Consider the following 13,463-nt stretch of genomic DNA (forward strand, 5'->3'; position numbering starts at 1 on the left):
GCGGTCAGTCGTCGTCGAAGCGGTCGTCGCGGTCGTCGTCGAACCGGTCGTCGTCGAAGCGGTCGTCGTCGAAGCGGTCATCCCGGTCGTCGTGCCGCTCGGCCGCTCCCGGCGGCGGCGGTGCCGGGGCTCCGGCCCGCAGCCGCGCCTCGGCCTCGGCCTCCGCCCGGTCGTCCGCGTCGTCCCACGGCCCGTCGTCGAAGCGGTCGTCGCGGTCGTCCCGTTCCCAGCGGTCGTCGTCCCACGGCCCGTCGTCGTCCCACCTGGCGGGTGCTCCGGCGGCCGGGTTCTCCGGCACCGCGCCGGTGCCCGCGCCCGCGAGCGCGACGCCCGCGCCGCCGATCCCCAGCACTCCCACGATGGCCGCGGTGGCCAGCACCGCCCTGCTCGGCTTCCTGATCCGCATGTTCCTCGTCCTCTCCGTCGCGTTTTCCCGGACGAGATCGAGCTTCGCGGTCGCGGATGAGCCCACCCTGAGCCCGAGGTGAAAGCCCCTTCACCTGACCGCGGCCGACCGGCGCGGGCGGGCCGGTCACCCGCGATCGCTCAGCTGGAGAGCGGGTCGAGGTTGCGCATCGCGGTGGGCAGCGGGGTGCGCTGCCGCGGCACCGCGGCGCCCGCGAACGCGGCGTAGGTCGCCGGTTCGGCACCGTGGTGCAGCGCCAGGTCGACCGCGTCCAGCACCGCCTGCCGCGAACCGGAGCGCGCCAGGTCGGCGGCGTCCACCGCGAGCCGCACCGGTCTGCCGCGGCGGGCCGTCCGGCCCACGCCCAGCACCAGCGCCCGGCACCACCAGTGCTCCACGCGGGCGCCCGGGCCCAGCGCGTGCACCCGCGCGCGGTGCACCCGTCCGGTGCGCAGCTCGTGCACGCCCAGCGCATCCGCGCACACCGCGAAGTCCCGCTCGCGCAGCGCCGTCACCGTGCCCGGCGAGGACAGCCAGCGCGGCGGCACGAACAGCTCGGCGCGCAGTCCCAGCCGGTCCAGCGCGGCGGCCGCGGCGCGCAGCCGCAACCCGGCCTCGTGCGCGGGGAGCGCGGCGAACTCGGCGCCGCGGACCACGGCCGCCGGACCGGACGACGCCACCCGCGGCAGCAGCCGCTGCGCGTGCGGGGCGTGGTCGAAGCCGTGCAGCGCCACCGCGTCCCCGAGCCCGCGGCGCTCCCGCACCCAGCTCACCGCGGGCCGGTCCGGCAGCGGCGGCGCGGAGCCGTTCGGTCGCGGTGCGACCAGCAGCGTCAGCGGGACGCGGCGCAGATCCAGCTCGGCGGCGAACCAGGCGCAGTGCTCCAGCGCCCGATCTCCGAGCCCCGACAGGGAGACGACCAGCGGAAAGCCCACGGCAGACCATTGGGCCGCACCCGGATGTCCCGGCCCTGACCGGCGGGTGACCGAACGGCGCAGATCGGGCGAACGTCGCGCCCGCGCGCGCCGGGGACCGGGCGGCCGAGAGGCCGGGCGATCAGCAAAACCGGCGGTCCAGCAGCCCGGCGGTCGAGCCGACCGAGCGATCCGGCGGTCCAGCCAGCCGCGCGGCCGAGCCGGTCGAACAGCCGAGCCGGTCGAACGACCCCGCGGTCGAGCCGGTCCAGGGGTCCAGCAACCCGGCGGTCGAGCCGGACGAGCAGCCGAGCCGGTCGAACAACCCAGGGGTCGAGCCGGCCGAACAACCGAGCCGGACGAGCCGCCGGACGGTCAGGCGGGGGTCGGCCAGTCCGCGAGGTCGCGCCCGGTGATGCGCTCGTACGCCTCCACGTAGCGGTCGCGGGTCGCGGCCACCACCTCGTCCGGCAGCGAGGGCGGCGGCGCGTCGGCGGCCCGGTCCCAGCCGGACTCCGGCGAGGTCAGCCAGTTCCGCACGTACTGCTTGTCGAAGGACGGCTGCACCCGGCCCGCCTCGTAGCCGTCGGCGGGCCAGAACCGGGAGGAGTCGGGGGTGAGCACCTCGTCGCCCAGCACGATGCCGTCCGCGCCGAGGCCGAACTCGAACTTGGTGTCGGCGAGGATCACGCCGCGGCTCTCCGCGTGCTCGGCGGCCCGCGCGTACACCCGCAGCGTCAGCTCGCGGAGCTGCTCGGCGCGCTCCCGGCCCACGTCGGCGGCGACGGCGTCGAAGCTGACGTTCTCGTCGTGCGCGCCGAGCTCGGCCTTCGTGGCCGGGGTGAAGATCGGTTCCGGCAGCCGGGAGGCCTCGGTCAGCCCGGCCGGCAGCGCGACGCCGCACACCGCGCCGGTCGCCCGGTAGTCGATCAGCCCGGATCCGGTGAGGTAGCCGCGGGCCACGCACTCCACCGGCAGCATCTCCAGCCTGCGCACCAGCAGCGCGCGGCCGCGCACCTCGGCGGGGATGCGCGGGTCGTCGTGCGCGACGACGTGGTTCGGCACCAGCTCGGCGAGCAGGTCGAACCAGAACACGCTCATCGCCGTCAGCACCCGGCCCTTGTCCGGGATGGGGGTGTCGAGCACGTGGTCGTAGGCCGAGATCCGGTCCGACGCGACCATCAGCAGGTGCTCGTCGTCCACGGCGTGCAGCTGGCGAACCTTGCCCGCGGCGATCAGCGGGTATGCCGAGAGTGCGACCACGCGGGGATTCTCCCCCACGCCCGTCACCACCCGACCGGGCGACCCTCGGTAGAACCCAGGTGAATGGCCCATTCGCCTTGCGCGGATGGTCGGGTGGGCCATTCACCTGGAGGGGATCAGAGGATGGGGGACGGGGTGTAGCGGGCCGCTTCGGGGTGGCGGGCGACGACCTCGTCGACCGCGGCGACGACGGCGGCGACCTGGGCGGACGCCGCGCCGGTGAAGGACAGCCGGTCGGCGAGGAGGTCCTCCAGCGCCGCCTTGTCCAGCGGCAGCCGCTCGTCGGCGGCGAGCCGGTCCAGCAGGTCGTTGCGCTCGATGCCCTGCTCCCGCATGGCCAGCGCGACGGCGACCGCGTTCTCCTTGATCGCCTCGTGCGCGGTCTCCCGGCCGACGCCGGCGCGCACCGCCGCCATCAGCACCTTCGTCGTCGCCAGGAACGGCAGGTAGCGGTCCAGCTCGCGGGCCACCACGGCCGGGTAGGCGCCGAACTCGTCGAGCACCGTCAGGAACGTCTCCAGCAGCCCGTCGAACGCGAAGAACGCGTCCGGCAGCGCGATGCGGCGCACCACCGAGCAGGACACGTCGCCCTCGTTCCACTGGTCCCCGGCCAGCTCCCCGCCCATCGACACGTAGCCGCGCAGCAGCACGGACAGGCCGTTGACGCGCTCGCAGGAACGGGTGTTCATCTTGTGCGGCATGGCGCTGGAGCCGACCTGGCCGGGCTGGAAGCCCTCGGTGACCAGCTCGTGGCCCGCCATCAGCCGGATCGTCTTCGCCACCGAGGACGGCGCCGCGGCCAGCTGGGACAGCGCGGTGAGCACCTCGAAGTCGAGCGACCGCGGGTAGACCTGGCCGACGCTGGTGAGCACCTTCCCGAACCCGAGGTGCTCGGCGATGCGGCTTTCGAGGTCGGCGAGCTTCCCGGCGTCGCCGAGCAGGTCCAGCATGTCCTGCGAGGTGCCGACCGGACCCTTGATGCCGCGCAGCGGGTAGCGGGCCAACAGCTCCTCGACGCGGCCGAACGCGACGAGCAGTTCGTCGGCGGCCGTCGCGAAGCGCTTGCCGAGGGTGGTGGCCTGCGCCGCCACGTTGTGCGACCGGCCCGCCAGCACCAGCTCGCCGTGCTCGGCGGCGAGTCGCGCCAGCCGGGCCAGCACGGCGACCACGCGGTCGCGCACGTGCTCCAGGCTGCGGCGGACCTGCAGCTGCTCCACGTTCTCGGTGAGGTCGCGGGAGGTCATGCCCTTGTGCACGTGCTCGTGCCCGGCGAGGGCGTTGAACTCCTCGATGCGGGCCTTCACGTCGTGCCGGGTCTGGCGCTCGCGCTCGGCGATGGAGTCCAGGTCGACCTGGTCGACGACCCGCTCGTAGTCGGCGACCGCGCCCGCGGGCACGTCGACGCCGAGGTCGGCCTGGGCGCGCAGCACGGCCAGCCACAGCTGCCGTTCCAGCACGATCTTGTGCTGCGGGGACCACAGCTCGACCAGCTCCGGCGAGGCGTAGCGGTGGGCGAGCACGTTCGGGAGGTGGGGCTTGACCGTCACGGCTGACCAGGATACTTCCCGGCCGCGGACCCCAGGACCGGGCAGTGGGCGGCGCGGAAATTCGGTCGAGGCGGCGAGCCGTCGCGAGCTAGGTTCGGCTCGTCATGACTCCTGATCCGCGCGGCCCGCTGCGCCTGCTGTGGTCGCTGCTGCGCGACCGTCCCGCGCTGGTGGCCGCGGCACCCGTCACCGGTTCGCTGTGGCTGCTGCCGACCGCGGTGCTGCCGCTGGTCATCGGGCGCGCGCTGGACGCGGGCGTGGCCGCCCGGGACGGGTCGGCGCTGCTGCGGTGGGTGCTGGTGGTGCTGGTGCTCGGGATCGTGCAGGCGTTGGGCGCGGCGGCGCTGAGCTGGACCTCGCACACCCTGTGGCTGCACGGCGCGAGCTCCGCCGAGAAGGTCGTGCTGCACCACGTGGCGGGCCTCGGCGGCGCGCTCACCAGGCGCGTCCGCACCGGTGAGGTGGTGTCCGCGGGCTCCGCCGACATCTACCAGGTGGGGCAGGCGTTCGAGGTGTCCGCCCGGCTCAGCGGGGCGGTCGTCGCGTTCCTCGCCGCCGCGGGCGCGCTGCTGACGATCTCGCCGCTGATGGCGGCGGTGGCGCTGGTCGGGGTACCGCTGGCGACGCTGGGCATCGGGCCGCTGCTGGGCCCGCTGCGGCGCCGCGAGGAGGCGCAGCGGGAGAACCTGACCGGGCTGAACACGCTCGCCGCGGACATCGTGTCCGGGCTGCGCGTGCTGCGCGGCATCGGCGGCGAGTCCCGGTTCCACGACCGGTTCGTCGCGGCCAACCGCCGCGTCCAGGACTCCGGGGTCGCCGCCGGGCGGATCACCGCGTGGCTGGCCGGGGCGGAAGTGCTGCTGCCCGGGCTGGTGACGGTGCTGGTCACCTGGCTGGGCGCGCGGATGGCGCTGGCCGGGACGATCAGCGCCGGTGAACTCGTCGCGTTCTACGGGGTGTCCAGCTTCCTGGTCATCCCGGTGCGCACCGCGACCGAGGCCGCGAGCACCTTCGCCTCGGCCGTCGTGGCGGCCGACCGCGCCTGCGCGCTGCTGCGGCTGCGACCGGAACCCGCCGACCCGGACGTGCCGCGGACGCTGCCGGCCGGGCCGCTCGCGCTCGCCGACGAGCGCACCGGGGCCCGCGCCGACGCGGGCGAGCTCACCGCCGTCGACGCCGCCGGGCAGGGCGAAGCGCTCGCCGAACGCCTCGCCCGGCACGTCGACGACGGGCCGGTGCTGGCCGGAGGCGTGCCGCTCGCGGAGGTCGCGGTCGCCGAGCTGCGGGAGCGGATCGTGCTCGCGCACAACCAGGACCTGCTGTTCGCCGGGCCGGTCCGCGCCGGGATCGACCTGGGCTCGCCGGTGCCGGTGGAGGCCGCGCTGCACGCCGCCGACGCCGCGGACGTGCTCGCCGCGCTGCCCGCGGACGGCGAGCTCACCGAGCAGGGCCGCGCGCTCTCCGGCGGCCAACGCCAGCGGCTGCTGCTGGCACGGGCGCTGTGCAGCGACGCCGACGTGCTGGTGCTGGACGAACCGACCTCCGCGGTGGACGCGCACACCGAGGCGCGCATCGTGCGCCGCGTCCGCGACCTGCGGAAAGGACGCACCACGATCGTGCTCACGCAGAGCCCGCTGTGGCACGCGGTCGCCGACCGGGTGGTGCACGTGGCGGAGGACCGCGCATGACGCTGCCCCTGGCCGAGCGGACCGAGGTGCTGCGGTGGCTGCGGCGCACCGCCGCCGCCCACCGGAAGCGGTTCGCGCTGCTCGTGTTGCTGTTCGCGCTGTCCACCGCGGTCGGCCTGATCGGCCCGCAGCTGCTGGGCCACCTGGTCGACGCGGTGGTCGCCGGAGCACCGGTGCGGCAGGTCGACCTGCTGGCGGCCGGGTTCCTGGCGGTGCTGGTGGTGCACGCGCTGCTGGCCCGCGCGGCCCGGCTGCGCGCCGCCGTGTTCGGCGAAGCCGTCCTCGCCGAGGCCCGGGAGCGGGTGGTGGGCCGCGCGCTGCGACTGCCGCTGAGCACCGTGGAGGAAGCGGGCACCGGAGACCTGCTCAGCCGCGCCACCTCCGACGTGGACCGGCTCGACTCCACCGTCCGCGACGCGGCACCCGAGCTGACCGGGGCGGCGCTGGCGCTCGTGTTCACCGCGGCCGCGATGGTCGCCACCGCGCCGCTGCTCGCCTGCGGCCTGCTGGTGGCGGTCCCGCTGCTGGTGGCGGTGAGCCGCTGGTACTTCCCGCGCGCCCGGCGGACGCTGACCAGGCTGCTCGCGGACTGGGCCGGGGTGCAGTCCGGCATCCACGAGACCGTGCGGGGCGCGCGCACCATCGACTCGCTGCGGCTCGCCGCGCGGCGCCGCGAGCACAACGACCGGGTGCTCGCGCGGGCCGTCGCCGACGAGCAGCGGCACCGCGGGCTGCTGGCGGTGTTCCTGCCCGCGCTGGAGCTGTCCTACGTGCTGCCGCTCGCGGCGATCCTGCTCATCGGCGGCTGGAGCTACCGGGCGGGGCTGGCGGAGCTGGGCACGGTGACGACGGTGGTGCTGTACGCGGCGGCGCTGGCCGAACCGCTGGCCGAGCTGTTCTCGTGGCTGGAGGAACTCCAGCTGGGGGACGCGGCGCTGCGGCGGATCCTCGGGGTGCCGGGGAGCGGGGCGGGGGAGTCCGATCGACCGGAGCCCGAGCGTTCTGAGCACGAGCGTTCCGAGCCCCATCGCCCGGAGCCCCGCCGCGCTGAGCCCGATCGCCCAGAACTCGATCACGCTGCGCCCGATCGCCCAGAGCCGGAACGCGCCGAACCCGATCGCGCTGAATCCGATCGCGCTGCGATCAGGGACGCCGCGCTCGGCGACACCGCACCCGGCGACGCCGGACCCGAGCGCACCGAGCGCCGCCCCGCGGCCGGCCGCGGCACGCCCGAGCCGGCCGGTCCCGGCGCGCACGACCTGGTGCTGCGCGACGTCCGGTTCTCCTACCGCGCGGGCCGCGAGGTCCTGCACGGCGTCGACCTGCGCGTTCCCGCCGGGGAGCGGCTCGTCGTGGTCGGTCCGTCCGGGGCGGGCAAGTCCACGCTGGGGCGGCTCATCGCGGGCGTCAGCGCACCCGACTCCGGTTCGGTCGCCTTCGGCGACGTGGAGATCACCGCGCTGCCGCCCGCCCGCGTCCGCCGGGAGGTCCTGCTGCTCACCCAGGAGCAGCACGTGTTCACCGCGAGCCTGCGGGACAACTTGTCGCTGCCCGAAGCGCGGGAGTGGACCGACCGCGAACTCCACGACGCGCTGGCCGTGGTCGGCGCCGCCGAGTGGGCCGCGCGGCTGCCGGGCGGGCTGGACGCGGTGGTCGGCTCCGGCGGCGCAGCGGTGCCCGCCGCGGTCGCGCAGCAGCTCGCGCTGGCCCGGGTGGTGCTCGCCGACCCGCACACCCTGGTGCTCGACGAGGCGACCTCGCTGCTGGACGGGGACGGTTCGCGGCAGCTGGAGCGCTCGCTGTCCCGGCTGCTGGCCGGGCGCACCGTCATCGCCATCGCGCACCGGCTGCACACCGCGCGCACCGCGGACCGGGTGGCGGTGGTGGACGGCGGACGGATCGTGGAGCTCGGCGCGCACCGCGAGCTGCTCGCCGCGGGCGGTTCCTACGCCGCGCTGCACCGCGCCGCCGCGGGCGAGAACTGACCGCCCGTCTCTCGGGCTCCCGCCGCGAGGTCGGGCGGGTGGCAACCTCGGCAGCCCACTGCGGGATTCGTTCGCGCCGGTGGGACAGATCGCGGTCCGCGCGGCGAACCGCGGAGAACCCGCTGGGGTCTGCGGGCGCGGTCGGCGACTCGGGGACTGCACCGCCCGGCGGGGAGCGGACGCGCCGCGCGTGATCACGGACGGCGGTGCGCGCCCCCGTGGGAACCGCGCCGGAGCACCCGATGCTGCCGGGCCAGGTCTCGGTGCGCACCTCCTCGCGCGGGAACCGCCGGACCTCGCACTCCCGAATTTCTGGTACGGTCGTGCAGGAATCGGGAGGTAGTGATGGCTTGGATCGTGCTGATGATCTCCGGCGTGCTCGAGGCGGGCTGGGCGATCTCGCTGAAGCTCTCCGACGGCTTCAGCAAGCTGTGGCCCAGCGTGTCGTTCCTGGTGCTGGCCGCCGTCAGCTTCAGCGGCCTCGCCTGGGCGATGCGCACGCTGCCCGCCGGGCCCGCCTACGCGGTGTGGACCGGCATCGGCGCCGCGCTCACCGCGGTGATCGGCATGCTGTGGCTCGGCGACGCCGTGTCCGTGCTCAAGATCGTGTCGCTGGTGCTCATCGTCGCCGGGGTGATCGGGCTCAACCTCGCCGGATCGCACTGACTCCTAGGATCGGGCGTCATGACAGCGGCCACCCCCAAGGGCGAACGCCGCCGCCACGCACTCGTCGAGGCGGCGGTGGCACTGCTCGCCGAAGGCGGGCTCGAAGCGGTGCGGCACCGAGCCGTGGCGGACCGCGCGGGGCTGCCGCTCGCGTCCACCACCTACTACTTCACCTCGTTGGACGACCTCGTCGCCGCGGCCGTGGAGCACGAAGGCCGCACCGAGATCGCCGCGGGCCGCGCCCGGCTCGACGAGCTCGCCGACGAGCGGCGCACCGTCGAGGACGTCGTGGAGCTCCTGCTCGACCTGCTGCTCGGCGTCGATTCGCGGGACGGCGGGACCGAACCGGTGCTGCTGCGCTACGAGCGGCTCGTCGGCTCACCGCGGCGGCCCTACCTGGCGCCGCTGATGCGGGAGCTGACCGGCGAGCTGAAGGACCTGCTCGACGAGATCCTCGCCCGCAGCGGCATGCCCGTCGACCGCGAACAGCTGGACGAACTCATCGCCCTCGTCGACGGGACCGTGGTGAACGCCCTCATCGAGAGCGGACCCGATCCGCGCAGCGCGGCCCGCCGGACCCTCCGCCGCAGGCTCGGCTGACGTCCCGCGCGGTGCCCGCACCCGCCACGAGCGGCCGGGAGGGTCCCGCGCGAGCAGTCAGAAGCGGGGCGCCAGGTCCGCCGCGATGCCGTCCAGGCGATCGGCGAAGGGAGCCGTCGGCGCACCCATCGGCTCGCTGAGCACCGTCAGCGTGCGGCCGCTGCGCGTCGGCACCTCCACCACCTCGGTGTGCGGGGCACGGCCTTCCGCGGCGGCGGGCCGCGCGCCGGACGGGCTCAGCAGCAACGCCACCTTCCCGGACACCGCGCCCTCCCGGACCGGGACCGCGGCGGTCCGCGACCCGATCGGGCAGGAGCCGTCGGCGCTCGTCGGCTGCGTGCTCCGCGCCTCCGGGAGCTGCTCGGTCAGCGCCGCGGCCAACGCCGAATCCGGGGTACCGCACCCGGCACCCGCCTTCGGATCGCCCAGGGTGATCGGGCCGGATCGCGGCGTGGCGGGTTCCTGCGGCAGCGCCATCGGCGCCTGCGTCGGCGCTGCCGGGGCCTGCGCCACCGGTTCGCCCGGGCTGCCGAAGAACCCGGTGCCCGCACCGATCCCGCCGACCAGCACGGCCGCCGCGACCAGCGAGCCACCGGCGAGCGCGGTGCGGCGGCGCGCCGTCACCCGGCGGGACCCGCGCAGCACGTCCTGCTCGTCGAACGACGCATCGGGAGCGTCGCGGGCCGCGTTCCGGAAAAGCTGTTCCAGCTCGGTCTCGTTCACTTGCCGCACCTCCTCACGACGTCGAGCGAAGATCGTCGAGTTGGCCGCCCAAGGCCTCCCGCAGCGCCTCCAGCCCACGGGCCGACTGGCTCTTCACGGTGCCTTCGCTGCACTTCATCACCTCGGCGACCCCGGCGACGTCGAGCCCCTCCAGGAATCGCAGCACCAGCACGGCCCGCTGCTTCGGCGGAACCTCGCGCAGACCGGCGACCAGCGTCTGCCTGGTCGCGATGCCGTCTTCGACCGAACCGCCCGCGGGCCGGTCCGGGAGCACGTCGGTGAACTTCTCCCGGCGCCACGGACGCCGCGACTCGTCGATCACCGCACGGCTGAGCGTGCGGCGGACGTACGCGTCCAGCGCGCCCTTGTCCCGCACCTTGCGCCAATGCCGGTGCAAGGAGATGAACGCGGTCTGGGCCAAGTCGTCCGCGCGGTGCCAATCGCCGCACATCATGTACGCCATCCGACGAACCGCCTCCCGCCGAGCCGCGAAATACTCCGCGAACTCCTGCTCCTCGCGCTGGTCCACGCGGACTCTCCGCTCGTCCGTGCTTGCACTGCTGGGACGGTGCGCCCGGCACCTGTGGTTGCACGCCGCCGCGAAAAACGAACGACGCGCGTGCAGAACTGTAGTGAAGCCGGACCGCGTGGCCGAGCCGCCACCGGTGGTGTCCGGGGCCGCGCAGGTCAGCAGTGCGAGCACGCTCGGCGACCACCCGGATGCGCGGCGGCACGGCCGCGTGCCGGGCAACCGGTATCCCCCGACCAGTTGCCTCCACCCCCCGCCGATGTGGTGTGATCGGTTCGTGACCAAAACGGCCTCCATCGACCTCCGTTCCGACACGGTCACGCGCCCCGACAAGCGGATGGCCGCGGCGATGGCCGAAGCCGAAGTCGGCGACGACGTGCTCGACCACGACCCCACGATGCGCGCGCTGGAGGAACGGGCCGCCCAGCTGCTCGGCACCGCCGCCGCGCTGTGGGTGCCCAGCGGCACGATGGGCAATCTGATCGCGCTGTCGGTGCACCTGCGCCGCGGCGACCGGTTCCTCGCCCCGCGCGGCGCGCACGTGCTGCACCACGAGCTCGGTTCCGCCGCGTGGCTCGCCGGGGGCATGCCGGAACCGCTGGAGTGGGACGCCGGTCCGGGGCGCCCCACCGCCGACGCGGTACGTGCGCACGCAAGCGGCGACCGGCACTACGACGCGCTGCACACCACGCTGCTGTGCCTGGAGAACACGCACAACGCGGCGGGCGGCGCGGTCATCCCGCCGCACGAGCACGCCCAGCTCGCCGCCGCCGCCCGCGACCGCGGGCTGCACGTGCACCTGGACGGGGCGCGGATCTGGAACGCCGCCACCGCGCTCGGGCTGCCGCCCGCCGCGCTGACCGTCGGGGTCGACACGGTGCAGGCCTGCCTGAGCAAGGGGCTCGGCGCGCCCGTCGGCTCGGTGGTGGCGGGCACCAGCGACTTCGTCGCCGAAGCGCGGCGGGTGCGCAAGATGCTCGGCGGCGGCGTCCGGCAGGGCGGGGTGCTCGCGGCGGCCGGGCTCGTCGCGCTGGACCGGGTCGCGGCGCTGGAGAAGGACCACCGGCACGCGACGCTGCTCGCCGACGGGCTCACCGAGCTTGGCTGGGACATCACGGACCCGCAGACCAACATCGTGCTGGCCGCGGTGCCGGACGTGCGGCTCACCCTGGACTGGTTGCGGGAGATCGGGGTGCTCGCGGTGCCGATGGACGGGAACGTGCGGTTCGTGACGCACCGGGACGTGGGCGAGCGGGACATCAAGGAGGTGCTGCGGCGCATCTCGCGCAGCAGCAAGGCCGACCGGCCCGCGGGCATCCCGCAGGCCGGCTGAGCACCGGGATCAGGCGCCGGAGCTCGCCAGGCGGCGCCTGCGGTGCGCGGCCATCCGCACCGGTGCGTTGAGCTCGCCGCGGCCGCGGTAGCCGCCGACCCGCTGCACCACCTCGAAGAACACCCGCGATCCCGGCACCGCCACCGAGAAGTGCAGGTACTCGCCGCGCGCATCCCGGTCGTAGAGCACCGAATGCTCCCGCAGCCGCGCCGCGAGCCCCGCGTCGAGCTCCAGCCGGGCGTCCAGGTCGTCGTAGTAGTTGTCCGGGATCGCCACCACCGGCGCGCCCAGCTCCCGCACCGCCCGCGCCGCGGCGAACACGTCGTCGGTGCTCAGCGCCACGTGCTGCGGGTTCGGCACGGCGGGCGCCCAGGAGCCGCGGCGCAGCACCGCCGAGTCCAGCGCCAGCCGCACCGTGCCGCCCGGGTCCAGCACCAGCCTGCTGCGGACCAGCCCGAACGGGGCGGCGAACTCCACCGGCGGCTCCGGGGCCAGACCGAGCACCGAGCGGTAGAACAGGATCGCCTCGTCGAAGTGGTCGAACGGCTGGGTCATCGCGACGTGGTCGATGCCGGTGATGCCCGCGGCCGGTGCCTCGCCGCTCTCGGGATCCTCGCCGCTCCCGGGCGCGAAGTCGCTCTCGGGCGCGAAGTCGCCGAGCCAGCCCGCGTCGCGGTCCGCGCCGGTGCGGCAGAAGAACAGCGCGGTGCCGTCCGGAGCGGCCACCGAGGACAGGTCGGCCTCGTCGGGCCGGGCGGTGCGCGGCAGCACCGGTGCGAGCAGCCCTTCGGCGCGGCGGGTCGCGGCGAGCGGATCGGCGCTGTGCACGCCGAGCGCGGCGAGCGCCCCGCCACCGCGGTGCTCCGGCCGGTCCGGTTCGGTGTTCACCAGGATGCGCGCGGCGCCCTGCTCCCACAGCCGCACCGGTTTGGAGCGGTGCCGCCCGGCCCGGCGGAAGCCGAGCGCGGCCAGCGTCGCGCCCAGCCGCTCGCCGGCCTCCGGGTCGGCGCCGAGCTCGACGAACGCGGGTCCGGCCAGCTCGGCCGGTGCGGGCAGGCTGCGCCCGGCGACGACGGGTCCGGCGGGGACGGCCGCTTCCTCCAGCGCCAGCAGCGAGCGCATCGCGTCCACCGCGGCCGGGCCCGGATCGGCCTGCCGGAACACGTCGTTGAACACCTCCAGCGACAGCGGCCCCGCGTACCCGGCGGCGAGCACGGTGCCGAGGAAGCCGGCGAGGTCGAACTCGCCCTGGCCGGGGAACAGCCGGTGGTGCCTGCTCCACTGCAACAGGTCCATGTTCATCCGCGGCGCGTCGGCGAGCTGCAGGAAGAACAGCTTCTCGGCGGGGATGGTGCGGATGGTGGTGAGGTCGCTGCCCCGGGACAGGATGTGGAAGCTGTCCAGGCACACGCCCAGCGCCGGGTGGTCGGCGCGGCGCACGATCCGCCACGCCCGCTCGTAGGTGTGCACGAACCGGCCCCAGGCCAGCGCCTCGTAGCAGATCCGGATGCCGCGCCCGGCCGCGAGCTCGGCGAGTTCGTGCAGCTGCTCGGCGGCCAGGTCGTCGTCGTCCACGGCCTCCGCGGACACCGAGGAGCACACCAGCGCGGTGTCCGCGCCGAGCCGCGCCATCAGGTCGAACTTGTGCTCGGCGCGGCGCAGGTTGGCGCGCAGCACGTCCCGCGGGACCGCTTCGAAGTCGCGGAACGGCTGGTAGAGGTCGATGCCCAGGCCGAGGTCCGCGCACTGCGCGCGGATCCGCTCCGGGGTGGCGGCGGAGTCGATAAGGTCGTTCTCGAAGATCTCCAC

At 75.1% G+C, this 13,463-nt stretch carries 13 protein-coding genes; 5 read left to right on the top strand and 8 right to left on the bottom strand.

Annotation, left to right across the window (positions count from 1 at the left end):
* Window positions 1-4: 4 nt before the first annotated feature.
* The 5 genes from ABZ805_RS23050 to purB form a co-directional block, all read right to left on the bottom strand.
* Window positions 5-406 carry an ATPase gene (locus ABZ805_RS23050; protein ID WP_358443852.1) on the bottom strand — a complete coding sequence of 134 codons (402 nt, stop codon included), beginning with the start codon at window positions 404-406 and terminating at the stop codon, window positions 5-7.
* Window positions 407-546: 140 nt separating this feature from the next.
* Window positions 547-1,341 carry a DUF2334 domain-containing protein gene (locus ABZ805_RS23055; protein WP_358443855.1) on the bottom strand — a complete coding sequence of 265 codons (795 nt, stop codon included), beginning with the start codon at window positions 1,339-1,341 and terminating at the stop codon, window positions 547-549.
* A gap of 121 nt (window positions 1,342-1,462) precedes the next feature.
* A complete protein-coding gene (locus ABZ805_RS23060; protein ID WP_358443858.1) occupies window positions 1,463-1,645 on the bottom strand; it encodes a hypothetical protein in 183 nt (60 codons plus the stop codon).
* A 50-nt stretch (window positions 1,646-1,695) separates the two neighbouring features.
* On the bottom strand, window positions 1,696-2,583 hold the full coding sequence (locus ABZ805_RS23065) for a phosphoribosylaminoimidazolesuccinocarboxamide synthase (protein WP_358443861.1): 888 nt from the start codon (window positions 2,581-2,583) through the stop codon (window positions 1,696-1,698).
* 116 nt (window positions 2,584-2,699) lie between these two features.
* Window positions 2,700-4,130 (bottom strand): adenylosuccinate lyase, encoded by a 1,431-nt coding sequence (gene purB, locus ABZ805_RS23070; RefSeq protein WP_358443864.1) that lies wholly within the window; start codon window positions 4,128-4,130, stop codon window positions 2,700-2,702.
* A 104-nt stretch (window positions 4,131-4,234) separates the two neighbouring features.
* Between purB and ABZ805_RS23075 the strand changes: the two genes are divergently transcribed.
* From ABZ805_RS23075 to ABZ805_RS23090, 4 genes are all read left to right on the top strand, one after another.
* The gene (locus ABZ805_RS23075; RefSeq protein WP_358443867.1) at window positions 4,235-5,818 is read left to right on the top strand and encodes an ABC transporter ATP-binding protein; all 1,584 of its coding nucleotides are present in this window, start codon (window positions 4,235-4,237) and stop codon (window positions 5,816-5,818) included.
* Window positions 5,815-7,803 carry an ABC transporter transmembrane domain-containing protein gene (locus ABZ805_RS23080; protein ID WP_358443870.1) on the top strand — a complete coding sequence of 663 codons (1,989 nt, stop codon included), beginning with the start codon at window positions 5,815-5,817 and terminating at the stop codon, window positions 7,801-7,803. The genes ABZ805_RS23075 and ABZ805_RS23080 overlap by 4 nt, the downstream gene beginning before the upstream one ends.
* A 345-nt stretch (window positions 7,804-8,148) precedes the next feature.
* Window positions 8,149-8,469: a multidrug efflux SMR transporter gene (locus ABZ805_RS23085; protein WP_358443873.1), complete on the top strand. Its 321-nt coding sequence runs from the start codon at window positions 8,149-8,151 to the stop codon at window positions 8,467-8,469.
* Between the two features lie 18 nt (window positions 8,470-8,487).
* Window positions 8,488-9,069, top strand: a complete 582-nt coding sequence (locus ABZ805_RS23090) for a TetR family transcriptional regulator (RefSeq protein WP_358443875.1) — start codon at window positions 8,488-8,490, stop codon at window positions 9,067-9,069.
* Window positions 9,070-9,126: 57 nt separating this feature from the next.
* On the opposite strand, the gene ABZ805_RS23095 is transcribed toward ABZ805_RS23090, so the two are convergent.
* Complete coding sequence (locus ABZ805_RS23095; RefSeq protein WP_358443878.1) at window positions 9,127-9,792, bottom strand: hypothetical protein; 666 nt, start codon at window positions 9,790-9,792, stop codon at window positions 9,127-9,129.
* 13 nt (window positions 9,793-9,805) lie between these two features.
* On the bottom strand, window positions 9,806-10,321 hold the full coding sequence (locus ABZ805_RS23100; protein ID WP_358443881.1) for a SigE family RNA polymerase sigma factor: 516 nt from the start codon (window positions 10,319-10,321) through the stop codon (window positions 9,806-9,808).
* Between the two features lie 277 nt (window positions 10,322-10,598).
* Between ABZ805_RS23100 and ABZ805_RS23105 the strand changes: the two genes are divergently transcribed.
* Window positions 10,599-11,654, top strand: a complete 1,056-nt coding sequence (locus tag ABZ805_RS23105; protein WP_358443884.1) for a GntG family PLP-dependent aldolase — start codon at window positions 10,599-10,601, stop codon at window positions 11,652-11,654.
* Between the two features lie 9 nt (window positions 11,655-11,663).
* On the opposite strand, the gene ABZ805_RS23110 is transcribed toward ABZ805_RS23105, so the two are convergent.
* Window positions 11,664-13,463, bottom strand: a 1,800-nt coding sequence (locus ABZ805_RS23110) for a TIM barrel protein (RefSeq protein WP_358443887.1), incomplete at its 5' end; no start/stop codon positions are given.

It is taken from the genome of Saccharopolyspora sp. NPDC047091 (genome assembly GCF_040643635.1).
Classification (GTDB): Bacteria; Actinomycetota; Actinomycetes; order Mycobacteriales; family Pseudonocardiaceae; genus Saccharopolyspora_C.